This window comes from Cytophaga hutchinsonii ATCC 33406, from assembly GCF_000014145.1.
Classification (GTDB): Bacteria; Bacteroidota; Bacteroidia; order Cytophagales; family Cytophagaceae; genus Cytophaga; species Cytophaga hutchinsonii.
On record NC_008255.1, the window covers coordinates 2,121,092 to 2,140,268 of the forward strand.

The following is a 19,177-nucleotide window of genomic DNA, read 5'->3' on the forward strand; positions in this document are numbered from 1 at the left end:
CCTTTCATTGAGGACTTGTTCTAAATATTTTAATCTTAAAAGGGTGTATTCATGGATACACCCTTTTTTGTTATGCTTCATTTTCTGCATTCCCTCCCACGCTACCTATTACTTTACAACCGAATTAGAAGCAGCGTACAAAGAAATTGTTCAGCTTAAATTTACTGAAGCAACCAAACGTATTACCGCAGAACAACAGCGCGATCCGCACAATGGTTTACCCGTATATTTACGATCACTGGCAGAAACTACACAGTTGCTTTTTTCTGAAGATGAACAGCAATACCAGATTTTAAAATCTTCTGAATCTGCCTACTTAAAACTACTCAACGCAAACAACCTTACAACCTCTCCGTATCATAACTTCTGCCTGGCAGAAGTTAAACTTCAATGGGCTTTTGTAAAAATGAAATTTAACGACGAAGTGAATGGCGCGTTAAATACAAAACAGGCATTGGGATTGTTAAATGAAAATCTTAAAACCCACCCTGCTTTTGTACCTACAAAAAAATCACTGGGCTTATTAAATGTTATTATCGGTTCAGTACCCAATTCTCATGCCTGGATCGCTTCATCCCTTGGTTTTAAAGGGAATATAGAAGCAGGAATGAATATGCTTCAAGAAGTGATCGACAGCAAAAATATTTATTTACAGGAAGCACTCTTATTTAAAATTATTGCCGAGCAATATATTTTAAACAGAGATTCTAAAATGGAATCTATTAAACTGTTGTATGCTAAAAACCCTAACAACATTTTATATGGGTATCTGTATGCCGCTATTTTATGCAAGCATTCCAAATCAGAAGAAGCACTGACGGTTATAGAGCGGCTGCCCGAAAATGCGTATGAAAGCCTTGCCGTTATTGATTATTTACATGGGGATGTGTTGCTGCAGCATGGAAACTATGTTGAATCACGTATATACTTTAACCGATTCCTCTCTGAGTTTAAAGGTAAAAATCTGACCAAAGACGCTACGTATAAATTATTTTTATCGTACTGGCTGATGAATGCGGATGCAGATGCAAATACCTATTGGCAAAAGATCACAAGCGTTGGACAAACAACCTATGAGTCGGATAAGTATGCGCACAAGATTGCACAGGCCAATGAACTTCCGAATAAACAACTGGCAAAAATTCGTTTGTATACAGACGGCGGACTATATGAAAAAGGTCTTGAAGTATTTAATGAAACAAACCTGAGCGACCTGCTTACTAAAAAGGACAAAATCGAATATTACTACCGAGCAGCGCGCCTGTTTCAAAAGTCAGGCAAAACAAAAGAATGCATGGAGTATTATGTAAAAGTAATTACGCTGTCTACCGATACTAAAAACAATTATTATTTTGCACCAAACTCAGCCTTGCAACTGGGCTATATCTATGTTCAGCTAAAGAATACGCCTCAGGCTAAATACTATTTTAATCTTGCGATTGCGTATAAAAATCACGAATATGAAAATAGTATTGAACAAAAAGCAAAAATTGCCCTGCACGAAATAAAATGAGCTTCACTCCCTTACATACCACCAGTGAAGCATTTATTGAGAAAGCACTACCCTGGCTTGAAGACAGGTATTTTCACATCGCCTATTTAAATCCAAATGGGTATACAGCCTATCCGCAAGGCGCATTCAGGCATTATCTTGCCTTTGGCTCCGAAGCAGCTATTCACGTTAGTGATGCAACACGTGTTTTTGAAACCTGGAATGAAATAAAAAAAGGCTATACGAATGAATGGATATTTGTTTTTGCTTCCTACGATGGCAAGAACAGTGTTGAGCAATTGCATACGTCTAAAGAAGCAGGTATTGCTTTTGCAGCGGCTACTTTTTTTATTCCAGAGCATGTTTGGGAAATTCAGCCGGATGGCATTCTTATACATAAAGGTTCGGGGAGCTCTCTGGTTACGGAGATACAGCATGCGGAACCATCAACACCGGTACAACAATCTGATATTTTTGTAAAACAAGTTGTTTCTAAAGAGTCGTATTTTAATGCATTTGATGAGCTGCAGCAAATCATTGCACAGGGCGATGCGTATGAGATAAACTATTGCATTCCTTTCACAGCCAAAGGCAACATATCCCCGGCAGCAACATACCAGCGTCTAAATAAAAAAACACCTATGCCCTTTTCCGTATATTATAAATTCAATACGGAATATATTCTATCGGCTTCACCGGAACGGTTTATTAAAAAGACTGGAGATACCATCATTTCACAACCCATTAAAGGCACAAGTAAACGCGGAAAGAGCAAGGCCGAAGATGAAATGTTAAAGCAGCAGCTGGGCACATCCGAAAAAGAACAATCTGAAAATACCATGATCGTTGATCTAGTACGCAATGATTTGTCGCGTACGGCAGTTGCCGGCAGCGTGTGCGTACCTGAACTGAGCGGCTTATATACCTTTCCTAATGTACACCAGCTGATATCTACCGTACAATCAACCATCGATCCTGCATGCAGCTCTATAGATGTTATTCAGCAGGCTTTCCCCATGGGCAGCATGACCGGTGCGCCAAAGGTGAATGTGATGAAATTTATTGACCGGATTGAATCCATGGCACGCGGGCCATTTTCAGGCACCGTTGGTTATATGGATCCGCATGACAACTTTGATTTTAATGTTCTGATCCGAAGTATTTTTTATAATAGTGCTACGCAGGAACTATTTATGGAAGCCGGAAGTGCCATTACTTCCTATGCAAAAGCAGAAACAGAATACGAAGAATGTTTATTAAAAATAACCCCCATGATCCATATTTTAAATAATCAACAATACTATTAATGGAAGATCAATTAGAATATCTTGTAACCAAATCAGATTTTATTTTACCTGGCTTAGTGATTTTTTTACTTGTCTTTTGGGCAGGTTTTGCGTTGCTCGGCTTCTCTCTGTTTAAAGTAATAACAGGTGCTGCTAACTTTTTCTTTGATCGCTACATACTTTTCGTATATCAATTGAACTATCAGGAGCGAGCATCTCTGGAATATAAAATTCCTTTCTATCAAAATTTAAAACCTTCCTTAAAAAGAAAGTTTGAGTGTAATGTAAAATATTTTATACAAAAAAAGGATTTTGAAGGCCGGGACGGCTGTACCGTTACACCTGAAATGAAATTACTGATAGCTGCTGCTGCCACACAAATTTCATTCGGTCACTTCCCTACTATCTATGAGCACTTCAGAAAAATAATCATTTATCCGGACAAATATTTTTCAGGAAGTACACAGCGTTATCACTTGGGCGAAGTTCAGTCCAACGGTGTTATAAAATTATCCTGGGCTGCATTTACCGAAGGGCTTCGCATAAAAAATGATGGCGTACATGTAGGCTTTCATGAAATGGCGCACGCGTTAAAGATAGAAGATTCAACCTTACATGATATGGAACATTGTTTCATGGACAAAAAAGCATTGCATGATTTCCATTCTTATTCCAATGACCGTATCCGCAGCCATGGATCGCAGTCTTTTATGCGGGATTATGCTTTCAGTAATTCAGAAGAGTTTTTTGCAGTAAGTATTGAATACTTTTTCGAAACACCTGCTCAATTAAGAAAAAATGAACCTGTGGTATATGATTATTTAACACGTATCCTAAAGCTGGATCCGTTAAATCATACCAATCCGGTGCTTACATAAAATGAAAAAGGCTTGAAGAATAACTCCAAGCCTTTTTTAATGTTCAATATTGATAGACCAATTGTATATACTTTTTCCTTAGTGTATTGTACGTAAGCGTAAACAACAGTAAAATGAGATTACACAAAACGAAATAATACCAGCCATTGAATTGAAACGCTACATATTCTACAAAAAGAATCAGCCGGACATATTCCACAAAGAAGATCCATTTTTTCTGCTCCAGCAATGCACAACAGTTTACCAGCGTCAGGATCAAAATTGAACTGAAGAAAAAATTACTGCTTACACTGAGCCGTTCATGGTATAAGGTAATCAGGATCAGGCTGGCCAGCATAGCGGCAAACTGAACATTAATGTACCGCTTATACCTTCCGCTTCTTCTTTCAAAAACCGGAATCGGCTGACCTTCCACCAGCCAGTTTGCTTCTACGATCTCTCGTTCATCCCCATCCATTACATCAGGCTTACCGAATATAATCCTGAATTTATTTTTCAAACCTCTTGTTCTGTTAAACCGGTAACTCATTTCAATCAGATAGTGAAAATGCTGCCATAAGAAACTGTGTGTTTTTAAGGGCTTGGTAATACCGTATACAGGCTTTGTCTGCTCCTCTTTAAATGTTCCGAAGAGTTTATCCCAGAACACAAACATATCGCCGTAATTCTTGTCTAAATACTCTGTATTGGAAGCGTGATGTACCCGGTGGTGTGAGGGTGTTATAAATACTTTTTCGATCCAGCCAAGCTTGCCGACAAGTTCTGTATGAGTAAAAAACGAATAGCTCCCATGAATAACTAACGTAAGAATTACCATTTCCGGCGGAAAACCGATTAAGGGCAACACACACCAGAATACATTTCTGACCAATGCCTGAAATACGGTAATGCGTGTGGAAGTTGTGTAATTGAAGTCTTCACTCTGATGGTGTACAATATGAAACGCCCACAAAATATTGATCTCATGACCCAGACGATGATACCAGTACCAGACAAAATCCGTGAGTAATATTAATGCGACCCAGCTGTACCAGCTTGATACAATATCAATCAATGCAAAATGGTTGTGAATGTACCGGAATACAAAATAGAACACCCCGGCAAGCCATATGTTGCATAAGCGCTCCGCAGCACCGATAGAAAGATTAGAGATTATTTTTTTGTAGCTGAATACAATCCCGAATATTTTTTTGGCAAGCAGCATTTCAACTCCGATGAAAGCCAGTACTGCCAGTATCCCCCATGCGTATATAGTCATATAGGTTCTGTTTTTAAATTAGAATAAATAAAAAGGCCCGGTTAAACACTTGTTTTAACCGAGCCTTGAATAGAACGTTCATTAACCTACGTTTGCGTATGCAAATGTTTCGGTGTTAAAATAACTTTCCAATGCTTCGTTAAACTGCTCCGGACGCTCCATCATAGGTGCGTGCCCGCATTCTTCAATGATACGAAGCTCGGTGTTTCCGGAAAGTAATTTTTTAAATTTATAAGCAATCTCAAGCGGTGTAATCCTGTCCTGTCTGCCCCATACAAGTAACGTTGGAGTAGTTATCTGTTTTAACGCATCTGCAACATTATTCCCGTTTGCAGCACGCACGATTTTAATAACACGAATCGATTTGCGTATATCGTTTACTGTTTCAAAGACCTGATCAACCAGATTTTTAGTAACAATATTGTCGTTGTGGAATGTATAACGTACACGGTCTTCGATATAAGCATAGTCACCACGTTTCGGATAACTTGCCCCCATAGTGCTTTCATATAAACCAGCGCTGCCCGTTAACACCAAACGGATCACCTTTTCAGGATACGCAACAGAATACAAAATTGCTACCTGTCCGCCTAAAGAATTTCCAACCAGATTGAAACGCTCTATTTTTAATTCTGTAACCAATTCATGAAGATACGTTACCAAACCATCCAGACCATCTTTTTGCATGGTGCCATCATAGATCGGCATAATAGGTACAACAACGCGATAGCTCTTACTGAAATGATCGATCGTTGCTTTCCAGTTGCTAAGCTCACCAAACAATCCGTGCAGGAAAATAATTGTTTCGCCTTCTCCTTTTTCATGGAAGTTAAAAATCTGACGTTTTTCTGATTTATTGTTCTTGAATATCATGGCTGCTATTTATTTAAATGTGTAATTTATTTTATTAAAATATCTGTTAGTAAAAACTATTAGTTTCTTCTTTTATATGTAGTGGCATTAGCTGTCAGTAATTGTTTCAATTCGAAATCAAATACCTGCTTCAATTTATTTTCCTTGGTAATATTCTGCTTAAACTCAACGCTTCCTTTCAGTATTGAAAACACTTTTTGAAAATAATTTAAGACACGTGTATAATCTTCCGTTCTGATCTGGATAAAAAATTCTTTTCTTTCTGAATCAACTTCCACCTGTACACCATTCACATTCCCTGATCTGAATAAGCCTTTCAGTAACGAATAGCTATAATCGTTATCCCATAAGCTGAATTTAAACGTATAACCGTAGCCGCCTTTAAAATAAAGCTCAGCGTGTATATGGCTTTCTGCCGATTTCAAACCCGGATAATTAATTTCCATAATGTCTTCCTGATTGTTTAACCAGCGGGCCACATAGTTTGCCGTTCTTGAATAATCACCAAATTTGCGTGAAGCTTTTTTTACCAGCTTTTCAAGATAATCTTCCTTGTCTGCAAATAAATACGTCCACTTAGTATGCAGTATCCGGTTATTTTTTTGAACCCCCAGAACCGTTTTTCCTAAAACTTTATCCTTATTTGAATGCAGAATTCCATTTTCACCTTCAACAATAAATGCATGTACGCGATGCTTACTGAATAACTCAATCGAAGATGTATCGATCAGAACGAAATCCGCTCCGTCTTTCAATGGAGAATAAATGTGCCCAAGGCCGCCGAACGTGTTATCAAACACAACCGGAATATTCAGGCTATGTGCCTTCTGGATAATGTATCCGTAATCCTGTACATTCAATGTCTGCTGTTGAATCGTAGAAATATATACAACATCGATGGCATTTGTAAGAATAGATTCCCAATCATCTGCTGAATAATTTTCAGTATAGATTATTGATACACTTTTGCGCTGAAAGATTGCGGTATCTTCAAGCCACTCTCTTTTGGATTGAAAACTTAAAACAGTACCTCCTTTAGGTAACAGGTTTTTAATTAATGAAAAACGTGCCGAACGGAATGTTTTTTTAGCAAGTGCATTTACACCGCTTTCTATTGAAGCAATCTGTTTTTCTACTTCCAGTAATTGGTGGTTGGTAGAAATGGAATGCGAAATTTTATTTATTTCTGAAAGTGTATATACTGGACGATTGGATAGTGTTATAGCTGTCATGATAATACGTGTTAAATGAGTAAATAAATTAAAGATTGGCTGAAAGAGGCCGGTGATTTTAGTTTCAACAACAGGCTGTGGCTAAACTAAAATGAAGTGAGGTCAAAAGTTGTTTTTTCATACGATGGTAATTTATAGTTCCCTTTTATTTTTGGGCAGGTTTAGCACCGTTCTTTAAGTCGGTTGCTATAGGATCATTGAGCCTGCTCTCTTCCCTATTCTGTATAAATGCTGTGCGCTTAGCACTAACTGAATGTAAAATTGCATCATTTATTTTAATAATGCAAGTATCTCTATCGGTTTAATAGAGATTAATTTTAATAAACTGATTAACAGAATATTAATTACTCATAAATATTTCCACATAACAAAAAATGGCGTAATTGTTTCACAAATGTATACTCTAATAATAGAGAATGTTTCAGCCGTTTATGTAAGCTTAAATAAATGAAAGCAATGTAAAATTAAAGCGTTAATTTTACATGGAATAACGAATATGATGATAGAAGTAGGAAAAAATAATGTCTTAACTGCTTTACGCATGACAAGCGTAGGTATGTATCTGGGCAACGATGAAGGCGAAGAGGTTTTATTACCTAATAAATATGTACCCGATGATTTCAATGTAGATGACAGCATTGATGTCTTTATATACAAGGATTCCGAAGACCGCATTATTGCAACAAACCTGGAACCTAAAATTAAATTAAATGAGTTTGCTTGTTTGATTTGTAAAGATGTAAACAACATTGGTGCTTTCCTGGATTGGGGCCTGGAAAAAGATCTGCTTGTTCCCTTTCGTGAACAAGGCAAAAAAATGGAAGTTGGCAAACGCTATCCGGTTTATCTGTATCTGGATGAACGCACAGGCAGACTAGCCGCGTCCAGCAAGATAGAGAGCTTTATTGAAAAACAGAACATCAGATTAGAAGTGGGTGAAAAAGTTAATTTGTTGATTTGTTATACCAGTGATCTTGGTGTGAATGTAATCATCAATAATACCTACAAAGGAATTATCTATCACAACGATCTCTTCACGTATATTTCCATTGGCGATAAAGTTGAAGGATATATTAAAAATATCCGTGAAGAAGGAAAGATTGATGTAACGCTGCAGAAGCTTGGCTACAGCCAGATTGAAGACGCTGCAGAAAAAATCTTATCAAAACTTCGTGCCTCTGCGGGTGTTTTAAAATTAACGGACAAAAGTGATTCAGAAGAAATCATGTTCCGCTTGCAGATGAGTAAAAAGAATTTTAAGAAAGCAATCGGTGGTTTATATAAACAAGGGCTGATCCGTCTGGAAGAAGACGGCATATATCTGGTCTAACGTTATTGATCCCATAAACCTATGAAATTTGAAGTCCTGTTTATCTGCAGGACTTTTTTTATATACAAAAAGTGCAAAATTATTTTTAGAATGCTTTTGCTTTTTTTCACCATATAATCTTTGGTGGTATTTCCTTTCCTAGTATTGATTTGAATTGCCTATTACAAAACAGCCAAATATTTAAAATTTTACCTGATTTATAATGATTTAATGTATTGCAAATATTACCCTAGTAACTTGGTAGATATAATAGATTATATCTACATTTGATTTATAAATCATTATTTAATCCAAATTAAGAGGAAAAATGTCAGACGTAAACAAACAAACAGCCCTTGGTGATGTAGCCGCAAGGCAATTAGCCATAGCAACCAGAACGGTACCACAAATGGTAGCAATTACCCCAAGGTGGTTAACGCATTTATTGAATTGGATTCCTGTAGAATCAGGTGTATACCGTTTAAACAAAGTAAAAGACGGCAGTGTAGCTGAAGTAGATTGTTCAGGCAGAGACGAACGCGAATTACCGCATACCTTCATTGATTATGTTGAAAATCCACGTGAGTATAATCTGAGTGCTGTAAACACGGTGCTTGATGTACATACGCGTGTATCAGACTTATACAGCAAACCCTACAATCAGATCAGCGAACAGTTACGCTTAACGATCGAAAGCATCAAGGAACGTCAGGAAAGTGAATTGATCAACAACAGAGAATATGGGTTGTTAGCAAGTGTTGCTACTGCGCAGCGTATCAAAACACGTGTAGGTGCCCCTACTCCGGATGACTTTGATGAACTCATCACTAAAGTATGGAAAGAACCGGGTTTCTTTTTATTGCACCCCTTAGCGATTGCAGCCTTTGGCCGTGAGTGTACACGCAGAGGTGTTCCACCTCCAACGGTTTCTCTTTTCGGTTCTCAGTTCATTACGTGGAGAGGTATTCCATTGATCCCTTCGGATAAACTGCCGATTGAAAATGGCAGAACAAAAATCTTATTATTACGCACAGGTGAAAGCCGTCAGGGTGTTGTAGGTCTTTATCAGCCGGGCTTGCCGGGCGAACAGTCTCCAGGCTTAGCAGTACGCTTTATGGGCATCAACGATAAAGCCATTGCTTCTTATTTAGTATCACTATACTGTTCATTAGCTGTATTGGTTGACGATGCCATTGCAGTGCTTGAAGACGTTGATATCACGAACTACCATGAGTACAAATATTAATTCAAACAACTTACCAGACGTAAGTTCACTTGAAAAGCTAGCAAATGAATTGTTCTTAGCTCTGCCCGGAAATTTTCCGAATCCGGAATCTTTGCGTGAGAAGCTGAACAGTTCATCCGGCAGCGATGCAGCATTTGGTCAGACTGAACGATTCAATCTAAAAGATCCTCAAACATCTTTTCAGAATCCGCATAGCTATGAACCACAGCAGGCATTGCCTTCAGGAAGCGGTCTGGGTATCTCTCCTTCTGTGCTACAGCATACCAATACAATTGATGTGCAGGCATTGCAGAATTTAATTCCCGGTGAATCGTACAAAGGAGGCATTACGCCTTATTCTCCGACCGACCAAGGAAATGCTGTAAATGCTTCGGATCCGCAAACCAGTTTTGCTGAGCCTAAACATGAAAGCCGCGGTATTCCCACTTCCCTTTCCGGAAGCGGTATTTCCCCATCTGCCTTACAGCATGGCCAGAAGCCGGATAAGCTTCCGACTGTACATGAACAGGCGTATGGAAACGATCTTACAAGCATACTTACATCTATTAATACGTTTGAGCTAAGTCCGCAGCTACCACTCGTAAACGATTCTTCTTTTTATTTTCTTTCTGAAACCAGGAATTACGGATCGAATACAAAAGTAAATCAACAGCAGCACACTTCTGTTAAAGAAGTACATACTCCAGGCGGTATTCTGTCAAAACCATTTGATGTTAATCTGATAAAAAAGGATTTTCCGATTTTACAGGAACGTGTAAACGGGCGACCGTTGATCTGGCTGGACAATGCAGCAACCACGCAGAAACCCAAACAGGTAATTGACCGGATCAGCTATTTCTATGAGCATGAAAATTCGAACATTCACCGTGCAGCGCATGAGCTGGCTGCACGTGCAACGGATGCCTATGAAAGTGCCCGTCAGAAAGTACAAACGTTCATCAATGCCGGTTCAATTAATGAAATCATATTTGTGCGTGGTGCAACAGAAGCAATCAACCTGATCGCAAAAAGCTGGGGCGAACAGAATCTGCAGGCCGGAGATGAAATCATTGTAAGCCATCTGGAACACCACGCGAACATTGTTCCGTGGCAGCAGCTGGCGGCAAAGAAAGGTTTAAAGCTACGTGTCATTCCGGTGGATGATGACGGACAGATCATACTTGAAGAATACGCCAAACTGCTGGGGCCAAAAACAAAACTTGTTTCTTTCACCCAGGTATCAAATGCATTGGGCACTGTAACGCCTGCAAAAAAAATCGTTGAGCTGGCACATCAGGCCGGTGCAAAAGTTTTGGTAGATGGGGCCCAATCCATTTCCCACATGCGTGTAGATGTGCGTAACCTGAATTGTGACTGGTTTGTATTTTCCGGACACAAAGTATTCGGACCAACAGGTATTGGTGTTGTATATGGAAAAGAAGATCTGCTGAATGAAACGAATCCATGGCAAGGCGGCGGTAATATGATTGTTGATGTAACATTCGAACATACTACCTATCACAAAGCACCGGGGCGGTTTGAAGCCGGTACGGGAAACATTGCAGATGCTGTAGGCTTGGGAGCCGCGCTTGATTACGTAAGCAGACTTGGCATTGATGTGATCAATCAATACGAACATTATCTACTCGTGTATGCTACAAAATTATTGAAAGATATTCCGGGTTTACGCCTGATCGGTACGGCCGAAGACAAAGCATCGGTATTATCGTTTGTGTTTGATGGCTATAAAACAGAAGAAGTTGGTGCAGCGCTTAACCAGGAAGGCATTGCAGTACGTTCCGGGCATCATTGTGCGCAGCCTATCTTAAGACGCTTCGGACTGGAAGCAACCGTTCGCCCATCGCTGGCCTTCTACAATACATGTTCGGATATTGATGTGCTTGTTGAAACGCTTTACCGTTTACGCAGCGGACATAAACGTGCCATAAGATAATTGTAGTCTGCATCTTTAACTTCTGTAAATGATGAAAGAAAATATAAATACACAATCACTGATCGATTTACTTCGAAAAACGCATCATGCAGAATGGGAAGCCACCCCTTCTGCACACGATGCCATTACCTGGTTAGGCGACCTGGTACAATTTTTATTTCCCAGTAATCATTTACCCAAACAGTCTTCATATGAAGGCATATTAAAAAAGAACCAGATCGACCTGGAAAATATTCTGCTGAGTTATGTAGAAGCACACAAGCTTAATATCGAACAGGCTGTTTCCAGTTTTTACAATGGCTTAGGTAACCTATATCAGAATCTGCGGGAAGATGCTTCAAAGATCAACGAATTTGATCCGGCTGCAACCAGCGTCAATGAAGTGATTGTGTCCTATCCTGGGTTTTATGCCATTACGGTTTACCGGATCGCACATAAGCTGGCAGAATTGAATATTCCTATTCTCCCGCGCATTCTCAGTGAATATGCACATGGAAAAACAGGTATTGATATTCACCCCAACGCAAGCATAGATGTCCCGTTTGTGATTGATCACGGAACGGGAATTGTTATCGGGGCAACAAGTGTGATCGGTAAAAATGTATGTATTTACCAGGGTGTAACTCTTGGTGCGCTGCACGTATCCAAAATTATGGCCGAGATCAAAAGACACCCTACCGTTGAAGATAACGTAGTGATTTATGCACGTACTACCATTCTGGGGGGAAACACCGTAATCGGAAAGAACAGCATTATAGGCGGAAGTGTTTTTATAACCAAAAGCATTGAACCGGATTCACAGGTATTTAATACGCACCAGCTGCGCATCAGTAATATCCATGCACGTACATTTGATGAAAACAGAGGAGTAGTATTAAAAAAGCAATCCTGATTTTGTATCTCCGATACGTATGATAACGTATTAAAAAAGCGATCTGCAGGAAAATCTTTTTCTTCAGATCGCTTTAATTTTTATTGCGTTCGTTTTACAGCTTACATCAGAATACCTCTGGTGGGGGTCATTTTCACCGGGATAGAATCATCACCAATCATCTCCTTTAAATCAATTTCTATGGTATTGCAAATCGCAGTCATAGGCGTATCAAACGGTGTATTATCAAACGGATACGCATATACATGTCCGTTCATATAGATCATGTGAAATACCCAGCCGATAAGCACGGTAATAGGCAGCATCATCCAGGTGGTTGCAGCTTTGTCTACACCAGATAATAAGCTAAAAGGCAGCAGTGTAATAAAAAAATACAGGAACACTTTTGAAAAGAAATGATAGGTTGGAAGAAAAGGCGTTTTTTTGATCCGTTCTGCCTGCCCCTGATAGGTGTAAAAATGGTTCAGGCTTTGATCCATCTGAACAAACATATATTCATTCAGCAATTTACGATCGTACATTTTACGTATATCTGCTGCCTGATTTTTTATAAGCTGTGTAGCAACATTGCTGCACCCTCTTACCGTATTGTATTCTTCTTCTGATAAAAACGGGCTCAATGCAGCAGTCATTTTTTCTGCATCAGATTCTTCTCTCAGCTGCATTCTTAATGCATTGATAAATGCGAGGTGTCTGTAAATTATTTTTTTCCGGATCTCCTTTGTTGCGTGATGGTGATTGTCATCTTCAAACTGAATAAAAGAAATAACCTGCTTTGCAAACGAGCGGCTGTCATTTACAATACTTCCCCAGATCTTCCGCGCTTCCCACCAGCGGTCGTAAGCCTGACTATTCGAGAAACCAAGTAAAATAGATAGTGCGGTACCCAATACAGCTGTAATTGAAACGGGTACCCCCCAATCATTGTAGTAGTTTGTAACTTTAAGCACAACAGCAAAAAAAACAATTGTTAATGAATAAGTAATATTGTTCTTAGATACTTCAAAAACATCTTTAGGAACAAATCTAAATTTAACGATCATAAAATATAATACTTAGGGTGTATTTAAGGTATAATGAATGTACTGTAATATATGTCTTCTAAAAAAAAGAAAAGCCCTTGTATGAGGCATACAAAGGCTTTTCTTTAACTGTTTATATCAGTTGAAATTATAGTCTGAATACAAGACCTGCACGTACTGCAGTAATTGCCCAGCCTACTTCACCGTATACACCAACATTGTTTGCAAAATAGTAACGGAAACCACCGAATGGACCAATTACCGGATGAGCTCCAATATTTCTGGACTTATGAGTATCGGGACCTCTGTTACCTGGATTTGGACCATTTGGATCTACCCATCCATCAGTATATTTGTGTACGTCATTGGAAATAGAGAAACCAACCAATGCACCCGCATATAAATCAAATTTACGATCTAAGCCGATCAATCTATTAAAGTGATATTCACCTCTTGCTGTGAAATAACTATTAACTTGAGAATTCTTTACATCTCTTCTGTAATATCCATCATTTTGATAGTAATCGTCATAACTACTTCCACCACCATTTATTGAAAATTGACCACCAATAGTAATATCTTCCCAAAACGCCTTTTGAAGGGCTAATGAAAATGTTGGTAGCTGAAAGCTGCTTTCATTTTTGTAATTGTAATCTGAACTATAGCTGTATTCATTTCCGACAAAACCAACACCAAAATCAAAAAGAACATCCCCTTTGTTTGTGGCGGCATCCTGACCGGCATTTTTTGTTCCTTGTGCAAAAGCACCTACACTAATAAATAGTGAGCACACAATAGCAACTGTAGAAAATATTTTTTTCATGTTTTTGTAAACGATTAAGATTAGTACTTAAAATAAGCTAAACGATTTGTTATATACAAATGTAAAAAGCTTTGTGAACGATTATTTATACAAATTGAACTATTTGTTACAACATTCCCATTGATAAAATAAAGCGGTTATTTTTTCTTTTTCTTTTTAGGAACATACTTTTTAGTTGTTTCTGCGTCAGCTTCCTTTAACAATGCTTTCCAGTTATCGTTCACATCCTCTGTCAGATCTAAGGTTGCATCATAGTCTTTACCTGTAATCTCAATCACATTGATTTCTTTTCCTAAAAATTCTTCTACCTCATCCAGTACAGGTTTTTCTTCCATGCTGCAAAAGGATATTGCAAAACCTTTAGAAACGCCCCTGCCCGTACGGCCTACTCTATGTACATAATTTTCAGCCACTTCAGGCATGTCATAATTTACAACATATTCTACTCCGGCAATATCAATCCCTCGTGCACTGATATCTGTTGCAATCAAAACATGTACAGTTCCGTTTTTAAATGCGTCCATAGCAGCATCCCGTGCCTGCTGTTCTTTACCGCCATGCATGGTTACTGATTTTAAGCCAACACGTTCCATAGCAGCCTGTACACGGTCTGCACGAACTTGTGTACGCACAAAAACAATTACCTTGCTTTCAGGATGTTCTTTCAATAAACGCTCTAAGAAAAAACGTTTATCATCCATACCAATAAAAGCTACCGAATGGGTAATGTTTTTTGATACACGGTCTTTAGGAGCAATCTGAATGCGGATCGGATTCTTAACGAGTGAATAAGCAAGTTTTTTTATCTCTTCGTTAATGGTTGCAGAGAAAAATAATGTCTGATGTCTGGCCGGAAGAAATTTCTTCACATCCTGAATGTCTTTTATAAAACCCAGATCAAGCATGTGATCGGCTTCATCCAATACTAATATTTTAACCCTGGTGATTTTAATATGTTTCTGATAGATCAAATCAAACATCCTTCCCGGCGTGGCCACTAAAATATCAATGCCATAATCCGCTGCTGCAATCTGTGCTTCCTGCTCTACACCACCTGTGATGCATACCGTACGTAAGCGTGTATACGCTCCTATTTTTTTAAAAACCTCAGAGATCTGAACAGCAAGTTCCCGCGTAGGCGCCATTACCAGACAGGATATGTCTGTATGCTCCGATTTTTTAACGTTGATAAGTGTATTTAAAACAGGAATAACAAATGCAGCGGTTTTACCCGTACCTGTCTGTGCAATCGCCAATACATCTTCTCCTGCCAGAATAGGCGGGATAGATTTAAACTGTATATCTGTCGGGCGATTGAAACCAGCTTCTGCTAAACTTTTCTTAATGCCCGGTGCAAGGTCGTAACTTTCAAATTTCATTAAAACAAAGGTAAGAAAAATCCATCAGATATATTGATCATCGAACCCGCATACAGCTATCTATCAGTCAAGCCTTTCCTGTTTTTAAAAATCCCCCCTAACCTCGGTCTGTGGCACACAGACCGAACGATGTTCTGTGCGTCACAAACCATGAATAAGGGAACAGTGTAGGAATTTTAATCGAACAGACCATTGATCCTGAATCCTTTTCTCATTCAACATACATAAACTGGATTCACTCAGCTTTTTTTTGTTACTTGAATGCTCGTCTCGTTTCATTCTATGCAGTCATCCCTTTTCCGTACAAAAAATCCAAACGAACTTCATACAGAAGTCTCTGCATTAAAAAGAACACTTACCTTTAAAGACTTAACAGCGCTGGGCATTGCAGCGGTAATTGGTGCGGGCATTTTTGGTACCATCGGACAAGCTGCGTATGACGGCGGACCAGGCATTATATTCCTTTTTATTATTACTTCTCTTGGCTGTTTATTTTCCGCTTTCTGTTATGCGGAATTTGCCGCCTCTACGCCTATTTCCGGAAGTGCTTACACCTATGCATACATTAGCTTCGGAGAACTCATTGCCTGGATCATTGGCTGGGATCTTTTCATGGAATATGCCGTTGGTAATATGGCCGTTGCCATTTCCTGGTCAGATTATTTTACCGCTTTTCTGAAAGGGGTTAACATCGAATTCCCGTTGTGGTTAAGCATGGATTATTTTACAGCCGTGCATCAAAAATCGGCGGCGGCACAACAGGCATATGTACACGCTCCCCGCATATTTGACTTTCCGGTGATTGTTGATTTGCCTGCTATTTTAATCACTGTTCTTATCACCATACTGGTCTATATCGGTATTCAGGAATCAAAACGTACCAATAATGTTTTGGTCGTATTTAAGATCATTGTACTTCTTCTATTTATAATCGTAGGTTTTACTACAGTGAATACAGCAAACTGGTCGCCGTTTATACCCAATGGCTGGTCAGGAATCTTCAAAGGCACAGCAGCGGTATTCTTCGCCTACATTGGCTTTGATGCGTTATCAACCACTACAGAAGAATGTGTGAATCCGAAACGGGATTTACCTCGTGCCATTTTTTCTTCCTTACTGATCTCTACCCTCATCTACATTGCCATCGCGTTAGTAATTACCGGCATGGTTTCGTATCACGATTTGAATGTCGGTGACCCGCTTGCATACGCGCTTGAAAAAACAGGCTTACACAAATTTGCCGGACTGCTTTCATTCAGTGCCATTGTATCCATGACCGGTGTATTGCTTGTGTTTCAGATCGGACAACCACGTATCTGGATGAACATGAGCCGCGATGGATTGTTACCTAAAGCACTTTCCAGGATTCATCCCAGATACCAAACGCCTTCTGTAGCTACGGTATTAACAGGTGGCAGCATTATTCTGCCGTTATTATTCCTTGACCTGAAAGAAGTAGTTGACTTAACAAGCATTGGTACCCTGTTTGCCTTTTTAATTGTATGTGCGGGTATCTGGCTGAAAAAAGAAAAGATAAAAACAGAATCCTTTACCGTACCTTTTATAGGCGGCCGGTATTTATTACCTGTCACCATGCTTCCTGTTTTATATTTGTACCTGCATACCGTATCAACAGAAAATGTTTTTTCGTTTACGCAGATTCCGCTCTATTCCTGTATTCTGGCCATGATCGCAACAATCTTTTACGGGAGTGTTAGAAATCTTTCCCTGCTCCCGGGTATTGGTGTATGTCTGAATTTACTTCTGCTCTCAACCATGCATCATCAGAACTGGATCCGGTTTGTAGCATGGCTGGCCATAGGATTAATTGTGTATATGACGTATGGAAGGAAGCATTCTGTTTTGGCAGGTCCTAGCACCAAAGGCTGAAGGCTTAAAGCTTAAGCAAAGTTTGCGTTCAGCATTTAGCCTTAGGCTCTCCGCTTTTAGCATAAGGCCTATTTTTCTTCTGCCATTATGTCATATTTAGCATATTTTTATTATATTTACGTCTATTAAAGCTATAGGAAAAAAATCTCTCCTATTTTATTGCCTTTCAAATACATGAAACAAGTTGTTCAAGACTTAGATGTACTTCCGGCTGCTCCAACCGCAGCCGAAAAAGCTGCCTGCGATTTGCCCCGCATCACCGAGGAACGTAATACAGGCAAGCAGCGTAAATTATATATTGAAAGTTATGGTTGCCAGATGAATTTCTCTGACAGCGAAATTGTAATGTCTATTCTTACCGAAGAAGGTTTTGATACCACATCCACACCAAACAACGCAGACGTTATTCTATTAAACACTTGTTCCATACGTGATAATGCAGAACAAAAAGTGCGTCATCGCCTGGTACATTTTAAGGGCTTAAAAAGAAACAAACCATCCATGATTGTTGGCGTGCTCGGCTGTATGGCCGAACGCTTGAAAGCACAATTACTGGAAGAAGAAAAAATTGTAGACATGGTTGTAGGGCCCGATGCCTACAGAGACCTGCCAAATCTGATAAACGAAGTTGACAGCGGACATAAAGCGGTAAACGTATTTCTTTCCCGTGAAGAAACCTATGCAGATATTAATCCGCTTCGCTTAAGCGGTGATGGTGTGTCTGCGTTTGTCTCAATCATGCGGGGCTGCGACAATATGTGTTCGTTCTGTGTAGTGCCCTACACACGAGGCAGAGAACGCAGCCGTGACGCACATTCCATCCTGAATGAAGTACGGGAGCTGGTAGCAAACGGATACAAAGAAGTTACCCTGCTGGGTCAGAATGTTGACTCGTATAAATGGTCTGCAGAAGGTACCGATGAGCGCGTAAATTTTGCTCAGCTGCTGGAACGCGTTGCCCTGGTTGATCCAGACCTTCGCGTACGATTTTCTACTTCACACCCGAAAGATATTACCGATGAAGTATTGTACACCATGAAAAAGTACGATAACATCTGTAACTCTATTCACCTGCCTGCACAAAGCGGTAATACGCGTATTCTGGAACTGATGAACCGCACCTATACACGCGAATGGTACATGGAACGGATCACAAAAATACGGCAGATCCTGGGTGATGACTGCGGCATATCGTCGGATACCATCGCTGGTTTTTGTTCTGAAACAGAAGAAGAACATCAGGATACCTTATCATTGATGGAGTTTGCGCGCTTTGATTTCGGTTACCAGTTTGTTTACAGCGAACGGCCGGGTACACCTGCTGCCAAGAAGCTTGCAGACGATGTGCCGGAAGATGTAAAACAGCGCAGGTTGTCTGAAATCATAACGGTACAGAGACAATTATCGCTGGAACATAATCAGGCACAGATCGGCACAATCCAGAAAATACTGATCGAAGGTGTTTCTAAAAAATCAGAGCATGATTTGAAAGGGAGAAACAGCCGTAACATGATGGCTATCTTCCCGAAGAAAAACTACAGCAAAGGCCAGTATGTAGATGTACTGATCACCGGCTGTTCAGGCGGAACGTTATTCGGAGAAATCGTGGAGACAGTGTAGAGTGTAAAATGTATTTGTGCACCTTTACACTCTACACTTCTCTT

General features: G+C 39.6%; 15 protein-coding genes and 1 riboswitch. Of the genes, 9 read left to right on the top strand and 6 right to left on the bottom strand.

Annotated elements, in window-relative coordinates:
* Positions 1-67: 67 nt before the first annotated feature.
* The 3 genes from CHU_RS08830 to CHU_RS08840 are packed head-to-tail and all read left to right on the top strand — an operon-like array spanning position 68 to position 3,656.
* Positions 68-1,513 (top strand): tetratricopeptide repeat protein, encoded by a 1,446-nt coding sequence (locus CHU_RS08830; protein ID WP_238379381.1) that lies wholly within the window; start codon positions 68-70, stop codon positions 1,511-1,513.
* Positions 1,510-2,799: a chorismate-binding protein gene (locus CHU_RS08835; RefSeq protein ID WP_011585192.1), complete on the top strand. Its 1,290-nt coding sequence runs from the start codon at positions 1,510-1,512 to the stop codon at positions 2,797-2,799. The genes CHU_RS08830 and CHU_RS08835 overlap by 4 nt, the downstream gene beginning before the upstream one ends.
* The gene (locus tag CHU_RS08840) at positions 2,799-3,656 is read left to right on the top strand and encodes a zinc-dependent peptidase (protein WP_011585193.1); all 858 of its coding nucleotides are present in this window, start codon (positions 2,799-2,801) and stop codon (positions 3,654-3,656) included. Before CHU_RS08835 ends, CHU_RS08840 begins: the two co-directional genes overlap by 1 nt.
* Positions 3,657-3,699: 43 nt before the next feature.
* Here CHU_RS08840 and CHU_RS08845 read toward each other — a convergent pair whose 3' ends face one another.
* From CHU_RS08845 to CHU_RS08855, 3 genes are all read right to left on the bottom strand, one after another.
* Positions 3,700-4,914: a sterol desaturase family protein gene (locus CHU_RS08845; RefSeq protein ID WP_041932293.1), complete on the bottom strand. Its 1,215-nt coding sequence runs from the start codon at positions 4,912-4,914 to the stop codon at positions 3,700-3,702.
* Positions 4,915-4,995: 81 nt separating this feature from the next.
* Entirely contained in the window at positions 4,996-5,787 is a 792-nt protein-coding gene (locus CHU_RS08850; RefSeq protein WP_011585195.1) for an alpha/beta fold hydrolase, read from the bottom strand.
* 59 nt (positions 5,788-5,846) lie between these two features.
* A complete protein-coding gene (locus CHU_RS08855) occupies positions 5,847-7,019 on the bottom strand; it encodes a PLP-dependent transferase (RefSeq protein ID WP_011585196.1) in 1,173 nt (390 codons plus the stop codon).
* A 129-nt stretch (positions 7,020-7,148) separates the two neighbouring features.
* Positions 7,149-7,250, bottom strand: a riboswitch (SAM riboswitch).
* 265 nt (positions 7,251-7,515) lie between these two features.
* Between CHU_RS08855 and CHU_RS08860 the strand changes: the two genes are divergently transcribed.
* The 4 genes from CHU_RS08860 to CHU_RS08875 all read left to right on the top strand — a co-directional run bounded on the left by CHU_RS08860 (position 7,516) and on the right by CHU_RS08875 (position 12,399).
* The gene (locus tag CHU_RS08860) at positions 7,516-8,349 is read left to right on the top strand and encodes a CvfB family protein (protein ID WP_011585197.1); all 834 of its coding nucleotides are present in this window, start codon (positions 7,516-7,518) and stop codon (positions 8,347-8,349) included.
* 307 nt (positions 8,350-8,656) lie between these two features.
* The gene (locus CHU_RS08865) at positions 8,657-9,574 is read left to right on the top strand and encodes a family 2A encapsulin nanocompartment shell protein (RefSeq protein ID WP_011585198.1); all 918 of its coding nucleotides are present in this window, start codon (positions 8,657-8,659) and stop codon (positions 9,572-9,574) included.
* The gene (locus CHU_RS08870; protein ID WP_041932294.1) at positions 9,558-11,507 is read left to right on the top strand and encodes a family 2A encapsulin nanocompartment cargo protein cysteine desulfurase; all 1,950 of its coding nucleotides are present in this window, start codon (positions 9,558-9,560) and stop codon (positions 11,505-11,507) included. The genes CHU_RS08865 and CHU_RS08870 overlap by 17 nt, the downstream gene beginning before the upstream one ends.
* Before the next feature lie 28 nt (positions 11,508-11,535).
* Positions 11,536-12,399: a serine O-acetyltransferase gene (locus CHU_RS08875; RefSeq protein ID WP_011585200.1), complete on the top strand. Its 864-nt coding sequence runs from the start codon at positions 11,536-11,538 to the stop codon at positions 12,397-12,399.
* Positions 12,400-12,500: 101 nt separating this feature from the next.
* On the opposite strand, the gene CHU_RS08880 is transcribed toward CHU_RS08875, so the two are convergent.
* From CHU_RS08880 to CHU_RS08890, 3 genes are all read right to left on the bottom strand, one after another.
* Positions 12,501-13,442 (bottom strand): bestrophin family protein, encoded by a 942-nt coding sequence (locus CHU_RS08880; RefSeq protein WP_011585201.1) that lies wholly within the window; start codon positions 13,440-13,442, stop codon positions 12,501-12,503.
* Positions 13,443-13,569: 127 nt separating this feature from the next.
* Positions 13,570-14,244 (bottom strand): hypothetical protein, encoded by a 675-nt coding sequence (locus CHU_RS08885; protein WP_011585202.1) that lies wholly within the window; start codon positions 14,242-14,244, stop codon positions 13,570-13,572.
* 137 nt (positions 14,245-14,381) lie between these two features.
* The gene (locus CHU_RS08890) at positions 14,382-15,623 is read right to left on the bottom strand and encodes a DEAD/DEAH box helicase (RefSeq protein ID WP_011585203.1); all 1,242 of its coding nucleotides are present in this window, start codon (positions 15,621-15,623) and stop codon (positions 14,382-14,384) included.
* A 282-nt stretch (positions 15,624-15,905) separates the two neighbouring features.
* Here CHU_RS08890 and CHU_RS08895 point away from each other — a divergent pair, with 282 nt between their 5' ends.
* Together CHU_RS08895 and miaB are read left to right on the top strand one after the other, a co-directional pair.
* A complete protein-coding gene (locus CHU_RS08895; RefSeq protein ID WP_041932295.1) occupies positions 15,906-17,513 on the top strand; it encodes an APC family permease in 1,608 nt (535 codons plus the stop codon).
* A 174-nt stretch (positions 17,514-17,687) separates the two neighbouring features.
* Entirely contained in the window at positions 17,688-19,133 is a 1,446-nt protein-coding gene (gene miaB, locus CHU_RS08900; protein ID WP_011585205.1) for a tRNA (N6-isopentenyl adenosine(37)-C2)-methylthiotransferase MiaB, read from the top strand.
* Positions 19,134-19,177: the final 44 nt, after the last annotated feature.